Raw genomic sequence first — 24860 nt, forward strand, 5'->3', positions numbered from 1 at the left:
GCACGGGGGGAGTTATCCCCATTTCGCCGCCCTGATCCGGTGGTCAGTGGCCCGCGGGGGCCGAGCCGGTGACCACTGGTAACGTGGCGTGAAGCCCCGGCTCGGGCCGCTCTCGCGGCCGACGGCCGAGGTGTCCGACGTCCTTTAACGACCCGTCCCGTGAGGCGGGGAAGGAGGTCCGCCGTGGCCTGCCCACCGGCCGCCCAGTCGCCGACCGCGCGGCAACCCTCGGTGAAGGTGATCCTCGCCAGCGCCGACGTGCAGCGCGTGGTCGACCGCATCGCCCACCAGATCCTGGAGAAGACCCAGGGCGCCGCCGACACCGTCCTGCTCGGCATCCCCACCCGGGGCGCGCCCCTCGCGCGGCGGCTCGCCGCCCGGATCAGCACCTTCGAGGACGTCACCGTCCCGGTCGGTGTGCTCGACATCACCCTCTACCGCGACGACCTGCGCCGGCAGGCGACCCGCGCGGTGGGGCCGACCCAGGTCCCGCCGGGCGGGATCGACGGCAAGCGCGTCATCCTCGTCGACGACGTCCTCTTCTCCGGCCGCACGGTCCGGGCCGCCCTCGACGCGCTGAACGACGTCGGCCGGCCCGCCTCGGTGCAGCTCGCCGTCCTCGTCGACCGCGGCCACCGGGAGCTGCCGATCCGCGCCGACTACGTCGGCAAGAACATCCCCACCGCCCTCGCCGAGAGCGTGAAGGTGACGCTCGCCGAGACCGACGGCGCCGACGGGGTCAAGCTCTACGGAGGGGCCTCATGATCCGGCACCTGCTCTCCGGCGCCGACCTCGACGCGGCCACCGCCACCCGGATCCTGGACACCGCCGCCGAGATGGCCACCGTCGCCGGCCGCGAGGTCAAGAAGCTGCCCGCGCTGCGCGGGCGCACCGTGGTGAACCTCTTCTACGAGGACTCCACCCGCACCAGGATCTCGTTCGAGGCGGCGGCGAAGCGGCTCAGCGCCGACGTGATCAACTTTTCCGCGAAGGGCTCCAGCGTGGCCAAGGGCGAGAGCCTGAAGGACACGGCGCTGACCCTCCAGGCCATGGGCGCCGATGCGGTGGTCGTCCGCCACCCCGCCTCCGGCGCCGCCCACCGGCTCGCCGAGTGGGTGGACGGGTCGGTGGTCAACGCCGGCGACGGCACCCACGAGCACCCGACCCAGGCGCTGCTCGACGCGTACACGATGCGTTCCCGGCTGGGCCGGCTGGCCGGCCTGTCGGTCGCGGTGGTCGGCGACGTCCTGCACAGCCGGGTGGCCCGCTCCAACGTCCTGCTGCTGTCCACCCTCGGCGCCAAGGTGACCCTGGTCGGGCCGCCCACGCTGATCCCGGTGGACATCGCCGCGGCGCTCGCGCCCGGCACCGGCGTCTGCTACGACCTCGACGCGGTGCTGCCCGGCTCGGACGTCGTGATGATGCTGCGCGTGCAGCGGGAGCGGATGGGCGACTCCTACTTCCCCTCCGCCCGCGAGTACGCCCGCCGCTACGGTCTCGACGGCCCGCGCATGCGCCGGCTGCCGGAGCACGCGATCGTCATGCACCCCGGCCCCATGAACCGGGGCATGGAGATCACGCCCGAGGTCGCCGACTCGCCCCGCTCCACCATCGTCGAACAGGTCGCCAACGGGGTCTCCGTCCGGATGGCCGTCCTCTACCTGCTGCTCGGGGGGAACAACGCATGACCGCGTACCTCATCAAGGGGGTCAGCGTGCTCGGCGCCGCGCCGACCGACCTGCTGATCCGCGACGGCGTGGTGGCCGAGGCCGGTGCGGGTCTTTCCGCCGCCGGCGCGACGACCGTCGACGCCGCCGGGCTGGTCGCCCTGCCCGGCCTCGTCGACCTGCACACCCACCTGCGCGAGCCGGGCCGCGAGGACGCCGAGACCGTCGAGTCCGGCTCCCGGGCGGCGGCGCTCGGCGGGTACACGGCGGTCTGCGCCATGGCGAACACCTCCCCGGTGGCCGACACGGCCGGCGTGGTCGAGCAGGTGTGGCGCCTCGGCCGGGAGGCCGGCCTCGTGGACGTGCAGCCGATCGGCGCGGTCACCGTGGGCCTGGCCGGCGAGCGCCTCGCCGAGCTCGGCGCGATGGCCGACTCCGCGGCCCGGGTGCGGATCTTCTCCGACGACGGGCACTGCGTGGCCGACCCGCGGCTGATGCGCCGGGCGCTGGAGTACGTGAAGGCGTTCGACGGGATCATCGCCCAGCACGCCGAGGAGCCCCGCCTCACCGAGGGCGCGCAGATGCACGAGGGCGAGGTGTCCACCCGGCTCGGGCTGACCGGGTGGCCGGCGGTCGCCGAGGAGGCGATCATCGCCCGGGACGTGCTCCTCGCCGAGCACGTCGGCAGCCGCCTGCACGTCTGTCACGTCTCCACGGCCGGCAGCGTCGAGGTGCTGCGCCAGGCCAAGGCCCGCGGCGTGCGGGTCACCGCCGAGGTGACCCCGCACCACCTGCTGCTCACCGACGCGCGCGCCGAGACCTACGACCCGGTCTACAAGGTCAACCCGCCGCTGCGCACGGCCGAGGACGTGGCCGCGCTGCGCGCCGCGCTGGTCGACGGCGTCGTCGACATCGTGGCCACCGACCACGCGCCGCACGCCGTCGAGGACAAGGAGTGCGAGTGGGCGTACGCCCGGCCGGGCATGCTCGGCCTGGAGACGGCGCTGCCCATCGCCCTCGACGTGCTCGGGCCGCGCTGGGACCTGATCGCCGAGCGGATGTCGCGCACGCCGGCCCGGATCGCCGGCCTCGACGGCCACGGTCTCGACCCGGCCCCCGGCGTGCCGGCCAACCTGACCCTCGTCGACCCGGCGGCCCGCCGGGTGGTCGAGCCCGGCGAGCTGGCCAGTCGCAGCCGCAACACCCCGTACGCCGGCATGACGCTGCCGGGTCGCATCGTGGCGACCTTCCTGCGCGGCGAGCCGACGGTGCTCGACGGAAAGGCGGTTCGGTGAGCCCGAGGAAGGCAGCGAGGCGGATTTCCGCAGTCGCGGACGAAAGGCTGGCACAGTGAGCAGCAGGCGCAGGCCGGCGATGCTCGTCCTGGAGGACGGGCGGACGTTCCACGGTGAGGCGTACGGCAGCGTCGGCGAGACCTTCGGCGAGGCGGTCTTCAACACCGGCATGACCGGCTACCAGGAGACCCTCACCGACCCGTCGTACCACCGCCAGGTGGTGGTGCAGACCGCGCCGCACATCGGCAACACCGGGGTGAACGGCGAGGACGACGAGTCGACCCGGATCTGGGTGGCCGGTTACGTGGTGCGCGACCCGGCCCGGATCGGATCCAACTGGCGGGCCACGGGCGGCCTCGAGGACCGGCTCGCCGCCGAGGGTGTCGTCGGCATCGGCGGGGTGGACACCCGCGCGCTGACCCGGCACCTGCGGGAGCGTGGCGCCATGCGGGTGGGCATCTCCAGCGTCGAGGACGACCCGCGGGCCCTGCTGGCCCGGGTGCGGCAGGCCCCCGAGATGGTGGGCGCCGACCTCTCCGCCGAGGTGACCACCGCCGAGCCGTACGTGGTGCCGGCACAGGGCACGCACCGGTTCACGGTGGCCGCGCTGGACCTCGGCATCAAGCGCAACGTGCCGCGCCGGCTCGCCGCGCGCGGGGTCACCACCCACGTGCTGCCCGCCACGTCGACCGTCGACGACCTGCTCGCCACCGGCGCGGACGCGGTGTTCTTCTCGCCCGGGCCGGGTGACCCGGCCACCGCCGACGGGCCCGTCGGGCTGGCCCGGGAGGTGCTGAGCCGGCGGATCCCGCTGTTCGGCATCTGCTTCGGCAGCCAGATCCTCGGCCGGGCGCTCGGCTTCGGCACCTACAAGCTCGGCTACGGCCACCGCGGCATCAACCAGCCAGTGCTGGACCGGGCCACCGGCAAGGTGGAGGTCACCAGCCACAACCACGGCTTCGCCGTCCAGGTGCCTAGCGCCGGCGCCGGGACGGTCGTCCCCGACCAGGTGATCGACACCGAGTTCGGCGGGGTCCAGGTGTCGCACGTCTGCCTCAACGACAACGTGGTCGAGGGGCTGCGGGCCAAGGACGTGCCCGCGTTCACCGTCCAGTACCACCCGGAGGCGGCGGCCGGCCCGCACGACGCGGACTACCTCTTCGACCGCTTCGCAGAGCTGATCGAAGGCGGGAAGTAATGCCCAAGCGGACAGACCTGAAGCACGTCCTGGTCATCGGCTCCGGGCCGATCGTGATCGGGCAGGCCTGCGAGTTCGACTACTCGGGCACCCAGGCCTGCCGGGTGCTGCGCAGCGAGGGGATCCGGGTCAGCCTGGTCAACTCGAACCCGGCCACGATCATGACCGACCCGGAGTTCGCCGACGCCACGTACGTCGAGCCGATCACGCCCGAGTTCGTCGAGCTGGTCATCGCCAAGGAGCGGCCGGACGCGATCCTGCCCACCCTCGGCGGGCAGACCGCGCTGAACACCGCGGTCGCGCTGCACGAGTCGGGTGTGCTCGAGAAGTACGGCGTCGAGCTGATCGGCGCCAACATCGACGCCATCAACCGCGGCGAGGACCGGCAGCTGTTCAAGGACATCGTGGCGAAGGCCGCCGCCCGCCTCGGCGTCGAGGACCCGTCGTCGCTCGTGCCGCGCTCGCGGGTGTGCCACTCCATGGACGAGGTCCGGGAGACCGTCGCCGAGCTGGGCCTGCCCGTGGTCATCCGCCCGTCGTTCACGATGGGCGGCCTCGGGTCGGGCATGGCGCACACCGACGAGGACCTGGAGCGCATCGCCGGGGACGGCCTCGCGGCCAGCCCGGTGCACGAGGTGCTCATCGAGGAGAGCGTGCTCGGCTGGAAGGAGTACGAGCTCGAGCTCATGCGGGACCGGCACGACAACGTCGTGGTGGTCTGCTCCATCGAGAACGTCGACCCGATGGGCGTGCACACCGGCGACAGCGTGACCGTGGCCCCGGCCATGACGCTCACCGACCGCGAGTACCAGCGACTGCGCGACCTGGGGATCGCGGTGCTGCGTGAGGTCGGGGTGGACACCGGCGGCTGCAACATCCAGTTCGCCGTGAACCCGGCCGACGGCCGCATCGTGGTGATCGAGATGAACCCGCGGGTGTCGCGTTCGTCGGCCCTCGCGTCCAAGGCCACCGGCTTCCCGATCGCCAAGATCGCCGCCAAGCTGGCCATCGGCTACACGCTCGACGAGATCCCCAACGACATCACGCTCAAGACGCCCGCGGCGTTCGAGCCGACCCTCGACTACGTGGTCGTCAAGATCCCGCGGTTCGCCTTCGAGAAGTTCCCCGGCGCGGACCCGGAGCTGACCACCACCATGAAGTCGGTGGGGGAGGCCATGAGCCTCGGGCGCAACTTCACCGAGGCGCTCAACAAGGCCATGCGGTCGATGGAGACCGGCGCCGCGGGGTTCTGGACCCGGCCGGACCCGGCGGACGCCACGAAGGAGAACACCCTCGCCGCGCTCGGTACGCCGCACGACGGCCGCCTCTACACCGTCGAGCGGGCGCTGCGGCTGGGCGCCTCGATCGCCGAGGTGGCGGCCGCCTCCGGCGGGATGGACCCGTGGTTCCTCGACCAGATCGCGAGCCTCGTCGAGCTGCGCGCCGAGATCGTGGCGGCGCCGGTGCTCGACGCGGACCTGCTGCGTCGCGCCAAACGGGCCGGTCTCTCCGACCGGCAGCTGGCCGCGCTGCGCCCCGAGCTGGCCGCCGAGGACGGCGTCCGGAGGCTGCGGCACCGCCTCGACATCCGGCCGGTCTACAAGACCGTGGACACCTGCGCGGCCGAGTTCGCGGCGAGCACGCCGTACCACTACTCGTCGTACGACTGGGAGACCGAGGTGGTCGGGTCGCCCCGACCGAAGGTGATCATCCTGGGTTCCGGGCCGAACCGCATCGGGCAGGGCATCGAGTTCGACTACTCCTGCGTGCACGCGGTCCAGGCGCTGCGCGCCGCGCCGGCCGGCGGCGGCTCCGGCTCCGCCGGCTTCGAGACCGTCATGGTCAACTGCAACCCGGAGACCGTTTCCACCGACTACGACACCGCCGACCGGCTCTACTTCGAGCCGCTCACCTTCGAGGACGTGCTGGAGGTCTGGCACGCCGAGGACACCTCCGGCCGGGCGGCCGGCGGGCCGGGCGTGGTCGGGGTGGTCGTGCAGCTCGGCGGGCAGACCCCGCTGGGGCTCGCGCAGCGGCTCAAGGACGCCGGGGTGCCGGTGGTCGGCACGTCGCCCGAGTCGATCCACCTGGCCGAGGAGCGGGGCGCGTTCGGCGCGCTGCTGGCCCGGGCGGGCCTGCGGGCGCCGGCGTACGGCCTGGCCACCTCGTACGAGGAGGCGAAGGCCATCGCCGACGAGATCGGCTACCCGGTGTTGGTGCGCCCGTCCTACGTGCTCGGCGGACGGGGCATGGAGATCGTCTACGACGACGCCACGCTGCGCGACTACATCGGACGCGCCACCGACATCTCGCCGAACCACCCGGTGCTCGTGGACCGGTTCCTCGACGACGCCATCGAGATCGACGTGGACGCGCTCTGCGACGCCGACGGCGAGGTGTACCTCGGCGGTGTCATGGAGCACATCGAGGAGGCCGGCATCCACTCCGGCGACTCGTCCTGCGCCCTGCCGCCGATCACCCTGGCCGGCTCGCACCTGGCCGAGGTCCGCCGGTACACCGAGGCGATCGCCCGGGGCATCGGCGTCCGCGGTCTGCTCAACGTGCAGTACGCCCTCAAGGACGACGTGCTCTACGTCCTGGAGGCGAACCCGCGCGCGTCGCGGACCGTCCCGTTCGTCTCGAAGGCGACCGCCGTGCCGCTGGCCAAGGCGGCGGCCCGGATCGCGCTCGGCGCCACCGTGGCCGAGTTGCGCGCCGAGGGACTGCTTCCGGCCACCGGGGACGGCGGCACCATGCCGGCCGACTCGCCGATCGCCGTGAAGGAGGCGGTGCTGCCGTTCAAGCGGTTCCGTACCCCGGCCGGGAAGGGGATCGACTCGCTGCTGGGGCCGGAGATGAAGTCCACCGGCGAGGTGATGGGCATCGACACGAACTTCGGGCACGCCTTCGCCAAGTCCCAGTCGGCCGCGTACGGATCCTTGCCGACCGGGGGCCGGATCTTCGTTTCGGTGGCCAACCGGGACAAGCGGGGGATGATCTTCCCGATCAAGCGCCTCGCCGACCTCGGCTTCCAGATCGTCGCCACCACCGGCACGGCCGAGGTGCTGCGCCGGCACGGCATCGCCTGCGAGCAGATCCGCAAGCACTACGAGGCGGGCGAGGGCGAGGACGCCGTCTCGATGATCCTCGGCGGCGACGTCGCGCTCGTGGTCAACACCCCGCAGGGCTCGGGGGCCAGCGCCCGCTCGGACGGCTACGAGATCCGCAGCGCGGCGGTCACGGCGGACATCCCGTGCATCACCACGGTGCCCGGGGCGGCCGCGGCCGTGATGGGCATCGAGGCGCGCATCCGGGGCGACATGCAGGTGCGCCCGCTCCAGGAGCTGCACGCCGCCCTGCGGGCCGCCCAGTGACCCGCCGCACCGCTCCCGACCCCCAGCACGCGTCGATCATGAAGTTGTCGCCCGCCGGCACGGCGTGTCGCGGCAACAACTTCATGATCGACCGGGGGACGGGCGTGGGTGGGTCGGCGTCGTGATCTTCGAGCGGGCGGTCCGGCCGGTTCTGTTCCGGCTCGGGGGCGGCGACGCCGAGGCGGCGCACGAGTGGACGCTGCGGCGGCTCGCCGCGGTGTCCCGGCGGCCCGCGGTCCTCGCGGCCCTGCGGGCCCGGTACGCGCTGGGTGCGCCGCGCACGGTGTTCGGTGTCGAGTTCCCCAACCCCGTCGGCCTGGCCGCCGGGATGGACAAGGACGGCGTGGCGCTGCCCGCCTGGCCCGCGCTGGGCTTCGGCTTCGTCGAGGTCGGCACGGTGACCGCCCACGGCCAGCCGGGCAACCCCCGGCCTCGGCTGTTTCGGCTGCGCGACAGCGAGGCCGTCGTCAACCGGATGGGCTTCAACAACTCCGGCGCCGAGGCGCTCGCGGCGCGGCTCGCGGCCCTGCCCCGGCCGCTCGGCGTGCCGCTGGGCATCTCGCTCGGCAAGTCCAAGGTGACCCCGATCGAGGACGCCGTGGACGACTACCTCGCCTCGTACCGGACGCTGCGCGCGCACGGCGACTACTTCGCGGTGAACGTGTCCTCGCCCAACACACCGGGCCTGCGCGCGTTGCAGGACCGGGCACACCTCGACGCGCTGCTCGCGGCGCTGGTGGGGGAGAAGCCGGTGCTCGTCAAGATCGCCCCGGACCTCACCGAGCCGGCGATCGCCGAGCTGCTGGAGGTCTGCCTCGCCCGGGGCGCGGCCGGCGTGATCGCCACGAACACGACGCTCGCCCGCGACGGGCTGGCCGCCGCCGACCGGCCCCGGGGCGCGGAGAGGGGCGGTCTGTCGGGCCGCCCGCTCACGGCACGCGCCCGCGAGGTGGTCTCGTTCGTGCACCGGGAGACCGGCGGCCGGCTGCCGGTGATCGGGGTGGGCGGCATCGTCGACCCCGACGACGCGGCCCGGATGGTCGACGCGGGCGCCAGCCTCGTGCAGCTCTACACCGGCTTCATCTACCGGGGCCCGGCCCTGGTGCGCTCCGCCGCCCGGGCCCTGTCCAGGACCCCGGCACCGTAGGCTCCCCGCGATCTCGCACTTCCTGCCCCGGCATGCGCCACATCCCGGACCGCACGATCGCGGGGCCTGCGCGCGGGGGCGCGGGGCTGAAGCATGTTGGAGGAGGTCACGTTGACACCTGAGGAGATTCTCGCCGGCGACCGGGACCACGTGTGGCATCCGTACGCGGCGCTGCCGCCGGCCAGCCCGCCCTACGTGGTCGAGAGCGCGCGGGGCGTACGCCTGCGGCTGGCCGACGGCCCGGAACTGGTCGACGGGATGTCGTCGTGGTGGGCGGCGATCCACGGCTACCGCCACCCGGTGCTCGACGCGGCGGCCACCGACCAGCTCGGACGGATGAGCCACGTCATGTTCGGCGGGCTGACCCACGAGCCGGCCGTGCGGCTCGCCCGCACGCTGGTCGAGCTCACCCCGGACGGGCTGGAACACGTCTTCCTCTGCGACTCCGGCTCGGTGAGCGTGGAGGTGGCCGTGAAGATGTGCCTGCAGTACCAGCGGGCCACCGGCCGGCCGGAGCGCCGCCGGCTGGGCACCTGGCGCGGCGGCTACCACGGCGACACCTTCCACCCGATGAGCGTCTGCGACCCGGAGGGGGGCATGCACCACCTCTGGGGCGACGTGCTGCCCCGGCAGGTCTTCGCGCCGGTGCCGCCGGGCGGCTTCGACACGGCGCCCGACCCGGCGTACGTGGCGGCCCTGGTGGACGCCGTGGAGCGGCACGCGCACGAGCTGGCCGCGGTCATCGTGGAGCCGGTGGTGCAGGGCGCCGGCGGAATGCGCTTCCACCACCCGGAGTACCTGCGGGTGCTGCGCGAGGTCACCCGGGCGCACGGCATCCTGCTCGTCTTCGACGAGATCGCCACGGGCTTCGGCCGGACCGGGACGATGTTCGCGGCCGAGCACGCGGGTGTGACGCCGGACGTGATGTGCGTGGGCAAGGCGCTCACCGGCGGGTACCTCACCCTGGCCGCCGCGCTCTGCACCCCGGAGGTCGCCCGGGGGATCTCCCGCGACGGCGTTTTGGCGCACGGTCCCACGTTCATGGGCAATCCGCTCGCCTGCGCGGTCGCCAACGCCTCCATGGGGCTGCTGCGGGCCGGAAACTGGGCGGCCGAGGTGGCGCGGGTGGGCGCGGGGCTCCGGGCCGGCCTGGAGCCGCTGCGGGGCGCGCCGGGGGTGGCCGACGTGCGGGTCCTGGGCGCGATCGGCGTCGTGCAGCTCGACCACGAGGTGGACCTGCCCGCCGCGACGGCCGCCGCGGTCGCCGAGGGCGTCTGGCTGCGGCCGTTCCGGGACCTGGTCTACACCATGCCGCCGTACGTCACCGACGACGCCGACCTGGCCCGGATCGCGGCCGGCGTGGCGGCGGCCGTGAAGGCCGGCTGAAGGCCCCGGCGGCCCCGTCCCGGGGCGCGGGGATTCCTTGGGCGTGCGCGGGCGGCGTGGGCCGCCCGTTTCGGAGTGAGGAGAGGGAGAAGAACGGATGGAGACCTTCGGCGCCCGGTTGCACCGGGCCCTCGTCGAGCGGGGACCGCTCTGCGTCGGGATCGACCCGCACCCCGGACTGCTCGCCCGCTGGGGGCTTCCCGACGACGTCGAGGGGCTCGACCGGTTCGCCCGGACCGTCGTGGACGCCCTCGGTGACCGGGTTGCGGTGGTCAAGCCCCAGTCGGCCTTCTTCGAGCGATTCGGTGCCCGAGGTGTCGCGATTCTTGAGTCAACTATCCGACAGTTACGGGATTCCGGCTCGCTCGTTCTGCTTGACGTCAAGCGCGGGGACATCGGCTCGACGGTCCGGGCGTACGCCTCGGCGTACCTTGATCCATCCAGCCCGCTGTATGTCGACGCGGTGACGGCGAGTCCCTACCTGGGAGTAGGTTCGCTCGCCCCGATGTTCGAGCTCGCCGCCGAGCACGGCGGTGGCGTCTTCGTGCTGGCGCTCACCTCGAACCCGGAGGGCCCGGCCGTCCAACACGCCCGCACCGCCGACGGCAGGACGGTGGCGCAGACGGTGATCGACGAGATTTCCCAGCTCAACGCGGGTGCGGACCCGCTCGGTAGCTTCGGCCTGGTGGTCGGCGCGACGATCGGGGACACCGGTCACGACCTGTCCCGGGTGGGCGGTCCGCTGCTCGCACCGGGGCTCGGCGCCCAGGGCGCGACGGCCGCCGATCTGCGTACGGTCTTCGGCGCCAGCCTCCCCGCGGTGCTTCCGTCGTACTCCCGTGAGGTGCTCGGCGCCGGCCCCGACGCGGCCGCGCTGCGGGCCGCCGCGGACCGGGTCCTGGCCGACTGCCGGGCCGTCCTGCCCGCCCGCTGACTGATTGATCGCTCGGTCACTTTGTCGTGATCATGGCGCGCCCACGTTGCCGAAAGCTCCGTTGACCGCTAGTTTTCCCCGCGCTGGGAACCACATACCCCTTGGTTCACAGCGACACCACGTTTCACAGATGCGGCGGTGCGTCCCGCCCGTCGCGATAGGGACCTGAGGAGAACTGGTGCCGCTCCCGTCACTGACCCCCGAGCAGCGCGCTGCCGCGCTGGAGAAGGCCGCGGAGATCCGCAAGGCCCGTGCTGAGCTGAAGGAGCAGCTCAAGCAGGGCAAGACCACCCTCGGAGCCGTTCTCGAGCGGGCCGAGTCCGACGACGTCGTGGGCAAGCTGAAGGTGTCGGCCGTCCTGCAGGCGATGCCGGGCATCGGCAAGATCCGGGCCACCCAGATCATGGAGAAGCTGAAGATCGCCGACAGCCGCCGCCTGCGGGGCCTCGGCGAGCAGCAGCGCAAGGCACTGCTTGGAGAGTTCGCCGCCAACTGAGCATGGCAGCGTGTAGAAACAAGCAGTGAGCACGGATGGCGGAGCGCGCCCGGCGGCTCGGCTCACTGTCCTGGCCGGTCCTTCGGGCGCCGGCCGGGAGAGTGTCGTCGAGCTCGTCCGGGCGCGTTCTCCCTCCGTGTGGCGGCCGGTGCCGGTGACCACCCGGCCCCGGCGCCACCCCGAGGTCGACGGGGTGGACCGGATCTTCCTGACGGCCACCGAGTTCGACCGGCTGATCGCCTCCGGCGCTCTGCTGGAGTGGTCCCGCGCCGGCCCGCACCGGCGCGGCACCCCGTACGAACCGCTGCGCTCCCGGCTCGCGGCCGGGCAGCCGGCGCTGCTCCCACTCGACCTCCCGGGCGCCCTGGCCGTCCGTGAACGCCTCGCCGACGCCCGGCTCGTGTTGCTGCGCCCGCCCGACTACCGGCCGGACCCGGCCGTACGGGCCGCCTTCGACCTCGACCTCACGCACGACCTGACCGATCGCGTCGCCGATGAGCTGGTAGGCTTGTTCGGTTCTTCTTATCCGACTCCGGCCCGACCGGGGGTTCTCGGTTAGGAGCCGTCCGCGGTCCGGAGTCGGCCGTGGCCGCCAGTCCGCACCGCGTCCGCGCGGTTCGACAGACGCAGAGGTTATTCGTGGGATCCATCGCCACCAACCCCGAGGGCATCACCAACCCGCCGATCGACGAGCTCCTCGAGAAGACGACGTCGAAGTACGCCCTGGTCATCTTCGCCGCCAAGCGGGCCCGCCAGGTCAACGCCTACTACAGCCAGCTCGGTGAGGGCCTGCTGGAGTACGTGGGCCCGCTCGTCGAGACCACCCCGCAGGAGAAGCCGCTCTCCATCGCCATGCGCGAGATCAACGCCGGCCTGCTCACCGCCGAGCCGACCGACCAGCCGTAACCCGCCGCACCGCGATGTCCGCCGGGATCGTCCTCGGGGTCGGTGGCGGCATCGCCGCCTACAAGGCGTGTGAGCTGCTGCGGCTCTTCACCGAATCGGGCCACCGGGTCCGCGTCGTGCCGACCGCGTCGGCGCTCCGCTTCGTCGGGGCGCCGACCTGGGCGGCGCTCTCCGGCCAGCCGGTCGCCGACGACGTCTGGTCCGACGTGCACGAGGTGCCGCACGTGCGCCTCGGGCAGCAGGCCGACCTCGTGGTGGTCGCGCCGGCCACCGCCGACCTGCTCGCCAAGGCCGCGCACGGTCTCGCCGACGACCTGCTCACCAACACGCTGCTCACCGCCCGCTGCCCGGTGGTGCTCGCCCCGGCCATGCACACCGAGATGTGGGAGCACCCGGCCACCGCGGCCAACGTCGCCACGCTGCGCTCCCGTGGCGTCCGGGTGATCGAGCCCGCGGTCGGCCGGCTCACCGGTGTCGACACCGGCAAGGGGCGCCTGCCCGATCCCGCGGAGATCTTCGCGGTGGCCCGTCGCGTGCTCACCCGGGGGATCGACGCCCCCGCCGACCTCGCCGGTCGCCGTGTGGTCGTGACCGCGGGCGGCACCCGCGAGCCGCTGGACCCGGTCCGGTTCCTGGGCAACCGTTCCTCCGGCAAGCAGGGCTACGCCTTCGCCCGCGCGGCCGTGGCCCGCGGCGCCCGGGTCACGCTGATCGCGGCCAACGTCGGTCTGGCCGACCCGGCCGGGGTCGACCTGGTCCGCGTGGGCACCACGGCGGAGCTGCGGGAGGCGACGCTGAAGGCGGCCGTCGACGCCGACGCCGTGGTGATGGCCGCCGCTCCGGCCGATTTCCGTCCGGCCGTCTACGCCCCTGGCAAAATCAAGAAGGCGGACGACGGCAGCGCGCCCACCATCGAGCTCGTCACCAACCCGGACATCGCCGCCGAGCTCGGCCAACGCCGTCGGCCCGACCAGGTGCTGGTGGTGTTCGCCGCGGAGACCGGCGACGCGGAGGCCAACGGCCGGGCGAAACTCGCCCGGAAGCGGGCCGACCTCGTCGTCGTCAACGAGGTCGGGCAGGACAAGGTGTTCGGCGCCGACACCAACGCGGCGACCGTCATCGGCGCGGACGGCTCGGTCAGCCGGATGCCCGAGCAGTCCAAGGAGGACCTCGCCGACAGCGTCTGGGACCTCGTCGTGGCGCGGTTCGCCCGTCGCTCCGAGGGGTGAGATCGGCGCAACTGGCTCCGCCGCCACCGACGGTGGTGGCTAGACTTCCGCGGAACGACTTTCACATGCTTAAGGGAGTGCCGTGACACGCCGCCTCTTCACGTCCGAATCGGTCACGGAAGGCCACCCGGACAAGATCGCCGACCAGATCAGCGACGGCATCCTCGACGCGTTGCTCGCCGAGGACCCGCGTAGCCGGGTCGCGGTGGAAACCCTGATCACCACGGGCCAGGTGCACATCGCCGGCGAGGTGACCACCAAGGCGTACGCGGACATCCCGACCATCGTCCGCCGGACGATCCTCGACATCGGCTACGACTCGTCGAAGAAGGGCTTCGACGGCGCTTCCTGCGGCGTGAGCGTCTCCATCGGCGCCCAGTCCGAGGACATCGCGCAGGGCGTCGACAACGCCTTCGAGCTGCGCACCGGGGCGTCGGAGAGCGCGCTGGACGCCCAGGGCGCCGGCGACCAGGGCATGATGTTCGGCTTCGCCTGCTCGGAGACACCGGAGCTGATGCCGCTGCCGATCGCGCTGGCGCACCGGCTGGCCCGGCGGCTCGCCGCCGTGCGCAAGGACGGCACGATCCCCTACCTGCGGCCGGACGGCAAGACCCAGGTCACCATCGAGTACGAGGGGCTGCGCCCCGTGCGGCTCAACACCGTGGTGGTCTCCAGCCAGCACGCGGCCGACATCTCGCTGGACTCGCTGCTCACGCCGGACATCCGCGACCACGTCATCGCCCCCGAGATGGAGAGCCTCGGCCTCGACATCGACGGCTACCGGTTGCTCGTCAACCCGACCGGCCGTTTCGAGATCGGTGGGCCGATGGGCGACGCCGGCCTGACCGGTCGCAAGATCATCGTGGACACCTACGGCGGCTACGCCCGCCACGGCGGCGGGGCGTTCTCCGGCAAGGACCCGTCGAAGGTCGACCGCTCGGCCGCGTACGCCATGCGCTGGGTGGCCAAGAACGTGGTCGCGGCCGGCCTGGCCGAGCGGTGCGAGGCGCAGGTCGCGTACGCCATCGGCAAGGCCCACCCGGTGAGCCTGTTCATCGAGACCTTCGGCACCGAGACCGTGCCGGTGGCCTCGATCGAGAAGGCCGTCACCGAGGTGTTCGACCTGCGTCCCGCGGCCATCATCCGCGACCTCAACCTGCTCCGCCCGATCTACCAGCAGACGGCGGCGTACGGCCACTTCGGCCGCGAGCTGCCCGACCTCACCTGGGAGAGCACCGACCGGGCCGCCGACCTCAAGTCGGCAGCGGGAGCCTGAGCGGCACCACGCGCAGCGACCGGCGACCCGCGGACGGGTCGCCGGTCGCTCGTGTCTGCGTGGACGTCCCGCTGGCCCACCTGGACCGGCCCTTCGACTACCTCGTCCCGGCCGACCTGGACGGCGCGGCCGTGCCGGGCGCCCGGGTGAAGGTGCGCTTCGCCGGGCAACTGGTGGACGGCTGGCTGCTGGAGCGTGCCGACGCCTCCGGGCACGGCGGCCGGCTGGCGTACCTGGAGAAGGTCGTCTCGCCGGAGCCGGTGCTGTCGCCCGAGGTGGCCCGGCTGGCCCGCGCGGTCGCCGACCGGTACGCCGGAAGCCTCGCCGACGTGCTCCGGCTCGCCGTGCCGCCCCGGCACGCCCGCGTCGAGAAGGAGGCGCGCGAGCGAGCCGCCCCGGACATCACCACCGCGGCGCCCGCGGCCGACGCCGCCGGTGCGGCGCCCACCGCCACTGGCGCTGCCGGTGCGGCGCCCACCGCCACCGACGCCGCCGGTGGGGCGCCCACCGCGGCCGACGCTGCCGGTGGGGCGACCACCGCCGCTGCGGCCGGTCCGGCGGCTACGGCCGTCCCGCCGCCGCCACGGGCCGCCGCCGACGGCTTGGTCACGGCCGGGTCGGGGGGCTGGCGGGACTATCCGGCCGGCCCCGCGTACCTGCGGGCGCTGGCCGACGGCCGGGCCCCCCGCGCCGTCTGGTCTGCGCTGCCGGGGGAGGACTGGGCGGCCCGCTACGCCGAGGCCGTCGCCGCGACCGTGGCCGGCGGCCGGGGCGCCGTGGTGGTCGTCGCCGACAACCGGGACCTCGACCGGCTGGACGCCGCCGTGGGCGCCGCCCTCGGCCCGGGGCGGCACGTCTGCCTGTCGGCGGCGCTCGGCCCGGCCCGCCGCTACCGGGCGTTCCTCGCGGCCCGGCGCGGTGACGTTCCCGTGGTGATCGGCACCCGGGCCGCCATGTTCGCCCCCGTCGAGAGGCCGGGGCTCGTCGCGATCTGGGACGACGGGGACGACCTGCACGCCGAGCCCCGGGCACCCTACCCGCACGCCCGCGAGGTGCTGCTCACCCGCGCCCAGCTCGCCGACGCCGGGGCGCTTGTCGGCGGGTACGCCCGTACCGCCGAGGCGCAGCTGCTGCTGGAGACCGGCTGGGCCCGCGAGGTCGTGGCCGACCGGGCGACCGTGCGGGCGCGTACCCCGGCCGTCGCGCCGACCGGCGACGACCCACAGCTCGCCCGGGACCCCGGGGCGGCCACGGCGCGGCTGCCGAGCCTCGCCTGGACGGCGGCGCGGGAGGCGCTGCACGCCGACCGGCCGGTGCTCGTGCAGGTGCCCCGCCGCGGGTACCTGCCGTCGGTCTCCTGCGCCGACTGCCGCACCCCGGCGCGCTGCCCGCACTGCGCCGGCCCGCTCGCGCTGCCCTCGGCAACGGCCGCGCCCGCCTGCCGCTGGTGCGGCCGGGTCGCGGCGGCGTACGCCTGCCCGGAGTGCGGCGGGCGGCGGCTGCGCGCCGCCGTCACGGGTGCCCGGCGCACCGCCGAGGAGTTGGGCCGGGCCTTCCCCGGCGTGCCGGTGCGCACGTCGGGCCGGGAGGAGGTGCTCGCCACCGTGCCCGGCGGCGCGGGCCTGGTGGTCGCCACGCCGGGAGCGGAACCGGTCGCCGACGGCGGGTACGGCGCGGTGCTCCTGCTCGACTCGTGGGCGCTGCTCACCCGGGCGGACCTGCGCGCGGGGGAGGAGGCGCTGCGCCGCTGGCTGGCCGCCGCGGCGCTGGCCCGCCCGGCCGCGGCCGGCGGCCGGGTGGTGGTGGTCGCCGACGGCGCGCTCGCGCCCGTGCAGGCGCTGCTGCGCTGGGACGCCGGCTGGTTCGCGGCCCGCGAGCTCGCCGAGCGCCGCGAGCTGGGCTTCCCGCCGGCGGTCCGGATGGCCAGCGTCACGGGTCTGCCGGCGGCGGTCGCGGACCTGCTCGACGAGGCGCGGCTGCCCGACGGCGCCGAGGTGCTCGGGCCGGTGCCCGCCGACGGCGAGCGGGAGCGGATGCTGGTGCGGGTGCCGCGCGCCCGGGCGGCGGCGCTGGCCGGCGCGCTGCACACAGCCGCCGGCGCGCGTAGCGCCCGCAAGGCCGCCGACCCGGTCCGCCTCCAGGTGGACCCGCACGACCTCTTCTGAGCTGCGCTTCGAGAGGGTGAGCCGGGCGGTGTCGCACGCCGCGTGCGGCAGGCGCCGCTTTCCGGGGTGGTAGCATCGCCCGTCATGCCCGGGCGCACAGACCGCGCGACGATGACGGGAGCGCGTCGAGCCGACGCCAGGACGATGCTGTCAATCAGCCGGTGATCAGGGGTGGACCAGTCGTGACCGTTCGTCAGTCGATCGTCTTCAACGGTGACCTCGGCAGCGGCAAGAGCACGGTGTCGGTGGAGATCGCCAAGCGTCTCGGGATGCGCCGGGTCAGCGTCGGCGACCTCTACCGGCAGATGGCGCAGGAGCGGCAGATGACCGCCCTCCAGCTCAACCTGCACGCCGAACTCGACCAGGCGGTCGACGGCTACGTCGACCAGCTCCAGCGGGACATCGCGGCCTCCGGCGAGAGCCTCGTCATGGACTCCCGGCTGGCCTGGCACTTCTTCACCGACGCCCTCAAGGTGCACATGATCACCGAGCCGGGCGAGGCGGCCCGGCGGGTGCTCGCCCGCCCGTCCGGGCCGGCGGAGAGCTACACCTCCCTCGAGGAGGCCACGGCGAAGCTGCGCGAGCGCAGCGAGAGCGAGCGGGGCCGGTTCCTGGTCCGCTACGGGGTGGACAAGGCGCGGCTGCGCAACTACGACCTCATCTGTGACACCACCCGGGCCTCCGCCGACGAGGTCATCGAGCACATCGTGGCGGCGTACGAGGGCACGCTCGGCGCCGACGTGCTGCGCGACGCCCCGCCGCTGCTGCTGCTGGACCCGGCGCGGGTGTACCCGACCGAGGACATCGCCACCCTGCGCGGCCTCTGGGACTCCGAGTTCGTGGGCGAGGTGGCCGGGGCCGGCGACGAGGCGTTGGAGCCGCTGCGGATCGGCTACACGGGCGAGTACTTCTTCGTGGTCGACGGGCACCGCCGGCTCAGCGCCGCCCTGCAGAGCGGCTTCCGCCTGGTGCCGGCCCAGCTCGTCGCCGAGGTCGACGAGCCGGTGGTCGGCGGGATGAGCGCCGTCGACTACTTCGCCGCCCAGGTCCGCCCCGGCATCGTCTACGACTGGGAGGCCGCGCACGGCACCCGTTTGCCGCTGCCCGAGCACGCGCTGCTCGGCGGCGACGCGGTGCTGGCCGGCGAGCCGGGCCACGGCGCCTGACCGATCCCGGAGCGTCCGCGACGCCATCGCCTGGCCGCCCCGGGCCTCCGGCGCGGCGGTCCGCCGGATCGCCGAGCGGCCGGTTCGGAGGCATGATGAAAGGCCCTCGACGGATGCGGGAGGCCGACCATGGACGCTGCCGAGGCGCTGACGCTGCTGCTGTCGCCGCAGGGCCGGGTCGATCCCTACCCGACGTACGAGCGGCTGCGCGCGTACGGGCCGGTGGCCGAGGCGGGACCCATGTTCTACCTGGTCACCGGCTACGCCGAGGCGGACGAGCTGCTCCGTGACCCGCGGCTGGGGGTGATGGACGACGCGCTGCGCGACAGCGTCTGGCCGGGCTGGCGGGACAGCCCCGCGGTGGCCTCGATCTCGCGGTCGATGCTGCGGACCAACCCGCCCGACCACAGCCGCATGCGCCGCCTCGTCTCCGGCGCGTTCAGCCCGCGCCGGATCGCCGGGATGCGGGACGTCGTGGCCGCCCAGGCCGACGAGCTGATCGACACCATGTGCGCGCGGGGCGGCTCGGGCGAGCCGGTGGACTTCCTCGCCGACTTCGCGTACCCGCTGCCGGTCGCGGTGATCTGCGCGCTGCTCGGCGTGCCGTCCGGCGATCGACCGCTGTTCCGCCGCTGGGCGAGCGACCTGACCGGCGTCCTCGAACCGGAGATCACGCCGGAGGAGCTGGCCGTCGCCGACCGGGGCGCCGCCGAGCTGCGCGACTACTTCATCGAGCTGGTCGAGGCCCGGCGGCGGGCTCCGGGCGACGACCTCACCACCGCCCTGGTGCAGGTGCACGACGCAGACGGCGAGCGGCTCTCCGGCGACGAGCTGCTCGCCAACCTGGTGGTCCTGCTGGTCGCCGGGTTCGAGACCACCACCAACCTGCTCGGCAACGGCCTCGTCGTGCTGCTCGACCACGCGTCGGCCGCGGACGCGCTGCGCGGGCACCCGGAGCACGCCCCGGCGTACGTCGAGGAGCTGCTCCGCTACGACTCGCCCGTGCAGCTCACCAGCCGCGTGAGCACGGCCGCCGTCCGCTGCGGCGGGGTCGAGCTGCCGGCGGGCAGCTGGGTGCTGCTGCTGCTCGGCGCGGCCAACCGGGACCCGCGTCGGTTTCCCGAGCCGGGCCGCTTCGACCCGTGGCGGGCGCAGTCCCACCCGCTGTCCTTCGGCGCCGGCCCGCACTACTGCGTCGGCGCCGGCCTGGCCCGCCTGGAGGCGCAGATCGCCTTTCCGCACCTGCTGCGCCGGCTGCCCGGCCTGGCCCTGGCCGGCACGCCCCGGCGGCGCACGAGGCTCACCCTGCGCGGCTACGACACCCTGCCGGTGACGCTCGGCACACCGGCCCGGGACGATCGCGGTACGCCGGCCGGCGCCCACCCCGGCACTCCGTAGACTGGTACGGCCCCGATCGTCCCACCCCGCGAAGGAGCCGTTCCGCGTGACCGTCCAGCCCATCCGTCTGTTCGGCGATCCGGTGCTGCGCACGCCGGCCGATCCGGTGGTCGACTTCGACGCCGAGCTGCGCCGGCTCATCGCCGACCTGACCGACACCATGCGCGAGCAGAACGGCGCCGGCCTGGCCGCGCCGCAGCTCGGAGTGGGCCTGCGGGTGTTCACGTTCGACGTCGACGACGTCCTCGGCCACCTCGTCAACCCGGTGCTCGAGTTCCCTGACTCCGAGGAGCAGGACGGGCCCGAGGGCTGCCTCTCGATTCCGGGGCTCTACTTCGACACGAAGCGCCGGCAGAACGTCGTCGCGAAGGGCTACAACGGCTACGGCGACCCGGTGCAGATCGTCGGCACCGGCCTCATGGCCCGCTGCGTGCAGCACGAGACCGACCACCTCGACGGCGTGCTCTTCGTCGACCGGCTCGACCCGGCCGGGCGCAAGGAGGCCATGAAGGCCATCCGCCAGGCCGAGTGGTACGACCCGGCGGCCCCGCCGGTGGTCAAGCTGAACCCGCACGGCGCGGGCAGCAGCCCGTTCGGCCTGGGTGGGTGACGCCGTGCGAGTGATCTTCGCCGGCACGCCGGCCGTCGCCGTCCCGGCCCTGGCGGCCGTCGCCGAGTCCCGGCACGAGCTGGTCGCCGTGGTCACCCGGCCCGACGCGCCCGCCGGCCGCGGCCGTGGCCTGTCCCGCTCGCCGGTGGGCGCGTGGGCCGACGAGCACGGTGTGGAGGTGCTCACCCCGGCCCGCCCGCGGGAGCCGGAGTTCCTGGCCCGGCTGCGCGAGCTCGCGCCGGACTGCGTGCCCGTGGTCGCGTACGGGGCCCTCGTGCCGCCGGCCGCCCTGGAGATCCCCCGGCACGGCTGGGTCAACCTGCACTTCTCGCTGCTGCCCGCCTGGCGCGGCGCCGCGCCCGTGCAGCACGCCGTGCTGCACGGCGACGAGGTGACCGGTGCCAGCGTCTTCCAGCTCGAGGAGGGTCTCGACACCGGGCCGGTCTACGGCACGCTGACCGACGAGATCCGTCCCACCGACACCTCCGGCGACCTGCTGGAGCGGCTCGCCACCTCCGGCGCCGGCCTGCTCGTCGCCGTCCTCGACGCGATCGCCGACGGCACCGCCCGGGCGGAGCCGCAGCCGGCCGACGGGGTGTCCCTGGCGCCGAAGCTCACCGTCGACGACGCCCGGGTCCGCTGGACCGACCCGGCGTTCGCCGTGGACCGGCGCATCCGCGCCTGCACCCCGGCGCCCGGCCCGTGGACCACCTTCCGCGGCGAGCGGGTGAAGCTGGGCCCGGTCGCCCCGGCGCCCGACGGCCCCGACCTCAAGCCGGGCGAGCTGCTCGTGGAGAAGGCCCGGGTGCTCGCCGGCACCGCCACCGTTCCGGTACGCCTCGGCGAGGTGCGGGCGGCCGGCAAGCGGGCCATGCCGGCGACGGACTGGGCGCGCGGCGCCCGGGTCGCGGCCGGCGAGGACCTGGCGTGAGCGGCACCGGACCGGCGCGCGACGACCGGCCCGCCGGCGACGGGTCGCCCGACTCGCGGTCCGACCTCCGCCCGGCCGACGCGCGCTCCGGTGAGAGCCCGTACGGCGGCCGCCGCCGGGGTGACCGTCTCGGTGGCGGGCGACCGGCGGCCGGGTGGTCCGCGCGCGCCGGCATGGACCGACGGGTCGGCCGGGGCGGCCGGCCGGCCGTGGACCGGCCGCGCCAGGCCGCGTACGAGGCGGTCGCCGCCGTGAACCGGGACGACGCGTTCGCCAACCTCGTGCTGCCGGCCATCCTCCGCGACGAGGGTCTCGTGGGCCGCGACGCGGCGTTCGCCACCGAGCTGACCTACGGCACCCTGCGCCACCTCGGCACCCTGGACGCGATCCTCACGTCGGCCGCCGGCCGGGACGTGCAGCGGATCGACCCGCCGGTGCGCGACGCGCTGCGGCTCGGGGCGTACCAGCTGCTGCACACCCGGGTCCCCGCGCACGCCGCGGTGTCCTCGACCGTCGACCTCGTCCGCGTGGTCGGCCCGGGGGCCACCGGTTTCGCCAACGCGGTGCTGCGGGAGGTCGCGGGCCGGGACGAGGACGCCTGGGTGCAGCGGCTCGCGCCCGCCATGGACGCCGATCCCGTCGGGCACCTGGCGCTCGCCTACAGCCATCCCCAGTGGGTGGTGCGGGCGTTCGCCGAGGCCCTCGGCGGCGACCTCGGCGAGACCACGCGGCTGCTCATCGAGGACAACGAGCGCCCACCCGTGCACCTGTGCGCGCGACCGGGCCTCGCCGACCCGGTCGAGCTGGCCGACGAGGTCGGCGGCGCCCCGGGCGCCTTCTCCCCGTACGCCGTGTACCTCTCCGGCGGCGCGCCGGGCGACCTGCCGGCGGTGGCCGAGGGCCGCGCCCACGTGCAGGACGAGGGCTCCCAACTGGTGGCCACGGCGCTCGCGGCCGCGCCCCTGGACGGCCCGGACGGGCGCTGGCTGGACCTGTGCGCGGGGCCCGGCGGCAAGTCCGGACTGCTCGGGTCCCTCGCGGCCCAGCGCGGCGCCCGGCTGACCGCCGTCGAGGTGGCCGAGCACCGGGCCCGCCTGGTCGCCCAGGCCACCCGTGGTCTGCCGGTGACCGTCCTGCACACCGACGGTCGCACCGTCGGGCAGGATCCGAAGCTGCCGGAGGAGCACTTCGACCGCGTTCTTGTCGACGCCCCGTGCACCGGCCTCGGCTCGCTGCGGCGCCGCCCCGAGTCCCGCTGGCGGCGGCAGCCGTCGGACCTGCCGGCGCTGACCCGGTTGCAGCGGGAGCTCCTCGGCGCGGCGCTGCGCGCGGTACGTCCCGGCGGCCTCGTCGCCTACGTCACCTGCTCCCCGCACGTCGTGGAGACGCACGTGACGGTGACCGAGGCGGCCCGGCGATCCGGGGTCCCCGTGGACTTCGTCGACGCCCGTCCGCTGTTGCCGGCCGGCATGCCGGGCCTCGGCGACGGTCCGACGGTGCAGCTGTGGCCGCACCGGCACGGCACCGACGCGATGTTCCTGGCCGTCCTGCGCCGCGGCTGAGGGGCGGGGGAGGGCCCGGCGCGGTCGACGCCGGGCGCGCCGGGGCCGTGGCTCACGGCGGGGACGGATCCGCCGCCGTCGGGACGCGGCGGCGGGTCAGCGGACGGGAAGGGCCTTGGTGCCGGCGCCCTTCATGGAGCGGGTGAGCGCGCGGTCGCTGACCCACAGGAAGCACTGCACCCCGCGGTTGCCGTCCTTCCACTCCTCCTCGAACGGGTGGTAGAAGATCGTCCCCGCCCGGTACTGCACGTCGGCGTTGTCCGGGACCTTCACGTAGGAGGCCAGCAGCTTCCGGCACGCCTTGTGCGTGGCGAGGACGTTGTCGGTGAACTGCGCGTAGGTGACGTCGGGCGCCCGGTACACCCCGACGAACTCGGCGTGGTGCCGGGCCGTGCAGGACGCCGGGACCATCTCCTCGATGTCGTCCTTGACGAGCTTCGGCTCGAAGCAGCGGTGCGCCAGCTTCGAGTCGCCCTTGAGCGCGCCGCGCAGGCTCCCGGTGCGGGGCAGCACGGCCGGGTCGTCGAGGCTCTGGAGTTCGCTCACGTCGCAGCGGAACCAGCGCGCCCCGCCGCCCCATGCGGCGGGCGAGGGGAAGACGGCGTCCACGCCGAGCCTGCCGGAGTGCCAGTCGGCGCCCACGGCCTTGTCGACCTCCCGGTCGCACTCGGCGCGCGCGGCCCGCATCCCGGGCGAGCCGGGCGGCGGTGGCGTGCTGCGCTGCGCGACGGCGCCGGAGAGGGTGCCCACGTGCACGGTCTCGGCCCGGTGGGTCTGAGCGCAGTCGACGGGGCTGTAGGCGCTCAGGTACCCGACGTCCTGGAGGGCGGCGTGGCAGACCCCCGCGTCGGGGACGAACGCCTCGGCCGCGGCGAGCGCCGGCCAGTCGTCGGTGAGTTCCGTGTCGAGGCCGGCCGGGGCGCAGCCGGTGAGCCCCAGCAGCGTCGCGCCCACGGCGACCGCCGTCCACCACCGTCGCATGCGCCAGCCTCCCCGTCGACCGTGGTCACGCCCACCGGCGATCGTCGCCGGTGGCGCCACAAGCGCAGGAGCATACGGCACCGGAGTCAGATCGCCGGAAGTCCCTGCGGGCCCACCCCGCGCATCGACCGGGTCAGCTTCCGATCGTCGCTCCACAGGAAACAGCGCACCCCGCGGTCGCCCTCGTCCCACTCCCGGCGCGACGGCGGGTAGAAGATGGACCCCGCCCGGTAGGGCAGGTCGGCGTCGTCGGGCACCGCCGCGAAGGCGGCGATCAGCGCCATGCACCGCCGGTGCGCCTGCTCGGGCGCCGCGGAGAACGCCGCCCAACTCACGTCCCGCTCGGCGTACACGCCGACGAACTCGGCGCGGTGCGGCTCGGTGCACAGCACCGGCGCCATGTAGTTGAGGTTGCCCCCGATCAGTTTCGGGTCGAAGCAGCGGTGGATGAGCGGGGAGTCGCCGATCATCGCGCCGCGCAGGCTGCCCACCCGGTTGATCGGACGGGTGTTGTCGATGCTGTCGGTCTCGCTCAGGTCGCAGCGGAACCAGCGGGCGCCACCGGCCCAGGCCGGCCCGGAGGGCAACGCGATGTTCAGGGTGAGGCGCGCCGAGTGCCAGTCGCCGCCGAGCACCTCCCGGGCCCGCTGGTCGCACTCGGCGCGCGCGGTGCGCAGCGCGGGGGAGCCGGGCTCCGGCCGGGCGCCGCGCGGGGAGTCGAACGCGCCGACGTGGATGGCCTCGGCCAGGTGGCTGCGGGAGCATGGCACCGTCTCGTACGTGCCCGCCTGCACGACGGGGGTGATCCGGGGCAGGCAGGTGTCGGTGGCCGGCACGAACACCTTCGGCGCCCGCAGGGCCGGCCAGTCGTCGACGAGGTCACCGTCGGCCCCGCGCGGCCGCTGGCAGCCGGCCAGCAGGACCGTCACCGCGCCGGCCAGCGCCACCACACCGAGCCACCGTCGCATCGTCCGCCCTTCCCGGAAGCTGTGACCGCACACGGCGGGCCGCCGACCGCCGGCGCGGGCCCTCCGCCGGTGTCACCGTCCCCGTTGGAGTTTCGTCGGATTCGCGCCGTACGGCCAGTCGCGGACGGCCCGTACCGCCGACACGCCGGCCCGGACGGCTCATTCTGCACC

At 74.5% G+C, this 24860-nt stretch carries 21 protein-coding genes; 19 read left to right on the top strand and 2 right to left on the bottom strand.

Annotation, left to right across the window (positions count from 1 at the left end; all coding sequences use genetic code 11):
* Positions 1–183: 183 nt before the first annotated feature.
* The 19 genes from pyrR to ACSNOA_RS13155 all read left to right on the top strand — a co-directional run bounded on the left by pyrR (position 184) and on the right by ACSNOA_RS13155 (position 22740).
* Positions 184–765 (top strand): bifunctional pyr operon transcriptional regulator/uracil phosphoribosyltransferase PyrR, encoded by a 582-nt coding sequence (gene pyrR, locus ACSNOA_RS13065; protein ID WP_436658246.1) that lies wholly within the window; start codon positions 184–186, stop codon positions 763–765.
* Positions 762–1688: an aspartate carbamoyltransferase catalytic subunit gene (locus ACSNOA_RS13070; protein ID WP_436658247.1), complete on the top strand. Its 927-nt coding sequence runs from the start codon at positions 762–764 to the stop codon at positions 1686–1688. Before pyrR ends, ACSNOA_RS13070 begins: the two co-directional genes overlap by 4 nt.
* The gene (locus ACSNOA_RS13075) at positions 1685–2962 is read left to right on the top strand and encodes a dihydroorotase (protein WP_436658248.1); all 1278 of its coding nucleotides are present in this window, start codon (positions 1685–1687) and stop codon (positions 2960–2962) included. The genes ACSNOA_RS13070 and ACSNOA_RS13075 overlap by 4 nt, the downstream gene beginning before the upstream one ends.
* 79 nt (positions 2963–3041) lie before the next feature.
* Complete coding sequence (gene carA / locus ACSNOA_RS13080) at positions 3042–4160, top strand: glutamine-hydrolyzing carbamoyl-phosphate synthase small subunit (protein ID WP_436658401.1); 1119 nt, start codon at positions 3042–3044, stop codon at positions 4158–4160.
* Entirely contained in the window at positions 4160–7534 is a 3375-nt protein-coding gene (gene carB / locus ACSNOA_RS13085; protein ID WP_436658249.1) for a carbamoyl-phosphate synthase large subunit, read from the top strand. The genes carA and carB overlap by 1 nt, the downstream gene beginning before the upstream one ends.
* Before the next feature lie 121 nt (positions 7535–7655).
* Positions 7656–8681 carry a quinone-dependent dihydroorotate dehydrogenase gene (locus tag ACSNOA_RS13090; protein ID WP_436658250.1) on the top strand — a complete coding sequence of 342 codons (1026 nt, stop codon included), beginning with the start codon at positions 7656–7658 and terminating at the stop codon, positions 8679–8681.
* Between the two features lie 111 nt (positions 8682–8792).
* Positions 8793–10067: an adenosylmethionine--8-amino-7-oxononanoate transaminase gene (locus tag ACSNOA_RS13095; protein ID WP_436658251.1), complete on the top strand. Its 1275-nt coding sequence runs from the start codon at positions 8793–8795 to the stop codon at positions 10065–10067.
* A 97-nt stretch (positions 10068–10164) separates the two neighbouring features.
* Complete coding sequence (gene pyrF, locus ACSNOA_RS13100; protein ID WP_436658252.1) at positions 10165–11001, top strand: orotidine-5'-phosphate decarboxylase; 837 nt, start codon at positions 10165–10167, stop codon at positions 10999–11001.
* A 178-nt stretch (positions 11002–11179) separates the two neighbouring features.
* Positions 11180–11497, top strand: coding sequence for an integration host factor, actinobacterial type (gene mihF / locus ACSNOA_RS13105; RefSeq protein WP_007458370.1), 318 nt, complete (start codon positions 11180–11182; stop codon positions 11495–11497).
* 25 nt (positions 11498–11522) lie between these two features.
* Positions 11523–12056 carry a guanylate kinase gene (locus ACSNOA_RS13110; protein ID WP_436658253.1) on the top strand — a complete coding sequence of 178 codons (534 nt, stop codon included), beginning with the start codon at positions 11523–11525 and terminating at the stop codon, positions 12054–12056.
* Positions 12057–12136: 80 nt separating this feature from the next.
* The gene (gene rpoZ, locus ACSNOA_RS13115) at positions 12137–12403 is read left to right on the top strand and encodes a DNA-directed RNA polymerase subunit omega (protein WP_013285517.1); all 267 of its coding nucleotides are present in this window, start codon (positions 12137–12139) and stop codon (positions 12401–12403) included.
* 14 nt (positions 12404–12417) lie between these two features.
* Positions 12418–13632 (top strand): bifunctional phosphopantothenoylcysteine decarboxylase/phosphopantothenate--cysteine ligase CoaBC, encoded by a 1215-nt coding sequence (coaBC, locus tag ACSNOA_RS13120; RefSeq protein WP_436658254.1) that lies wholly within the window; start codon positions 12418–12420, stop codon positions 13630–13632.
* Between the two features lie 82 nt (positions 13633–13714).
* A complete protein-coding gene (metK, locus tag ACSNOA_RS13125) occupies positions 13715–14908 on the top strand; it encodes a methionine adenosyltransferase (protein ID WP_436658255.1) in 1194 nt (397 codons plus the stop codon).
* Positions 14909–14967: 59 nt separating this feature from the next.
* A complete protein-coding gene (locus tag ACSNOA_RS13130; RefSeq protein WP_436658256.1) occupies positions 14968–17073 on the top strand; it encodes a primosomal protein N' in 2106 nt (701 codons plus the stop codon).
* A gap of 182 nt (positions 17074–17255) precedes the next feature.
* Positions 17256–18239, top strand: coding sequence for an AAA family ATPase (locus tag ACSNOA_RS13135; RefSeq protein ID WP_436658257.1), 984 nt, complete (start codon positions 17256–17258; stop codon positions 18237–18239).
* A 129-nt stretch (positions 18240–18368) separates the two neighbouring features.
* Positions 18369–19637, top strand: a complete 1269-nt coding sequence (locus ACSNOA_RS13140; RefSeq protein WP_436658258.1) for a cytochrome P450 — start codon at positions 18369–18371, stop codon at positions 19635–19637.
* Positions 19638–19683: 46 nt separating this feature from the next.
* Complete coding sequence (gene def, locus ACSNOA_RS13145; protein WP_436658259.1) at positions 19684–20247, top strand: peptide deformylase; 564 nt, start codon at positions 19684–19686, stop codon at positions 20245–20247.
* 4 nt (positions 20248–20251) lie between these two features.
* On the top strand, positions 20252–21178 hold the full coding sequence (fmt, locus tag ACSNOA_RS13150; RefSeq protein ID WP_436658260.1) for a methionyl-tRNA formyltransferase: 927 nt from the start codon (positions 20252–20254) through the stop codon (positions 21176–21178).
* A 173-nt stretch (positions 21179–21351) separates the two neighbouring features.
* The gene (locus tag ACSNOA_RS13155; protein WP_436658402.1) at positions 21352–22740 is read left to right on the top strand and encodes an RsmB/NOP family class I SAM-dependent RNA methyltransferase; all 1389 of its coding nucleotides are present in this window, start codon (positions 21352–21354) and stop codon (positions 22738–22740) included.
* A gap of 96 nt (positions 22741–22836) precedes the next feature.
* Here ACSNOA_RS13155 and ACSNOA_RS13160 read toward each other — a convergent pair whose 3' ends face one another.
* Both ACSNOA_RS13160 and ACSNOA_RS13165 read right to left on the bottom strand, forming a co-directional pair.
* Positions 22837–23721: a septum formation family protein gene (locus ACSNOA_RS13160; RefSeq protein WP_436658261.1), complete on the bottom strand. Its 885-nt coding sequence runs from the start codon at positions 23719–23721 to the stop codon at positions 22837–22839.
* A gap of 86 nt (positions 23722–23807) precedes the next feature.
* On the bottom strand, positions 23808–24689 hold the full coding sequence (locus ACSNOA_RS13165; RefSeq protein ID WP_436658262.1) for a septum formation family protein: 882 nt from the start codon (positions 24687–24689) through the stop codon (positions 23808–23810).
* Between the last annotated feature and the right edge of the window lie 171 nt (positions 24690–24860).

The organism is Micromonospora sp. URMC 103 (genome assembly GCF_051386435.1).
In the GTDB taxonomy this organism is placed as follows: Bacteria; Actinomycetota; Actinomycetes; order Mycobacteriales; family Micromonosporaceae; genus Micromonospora.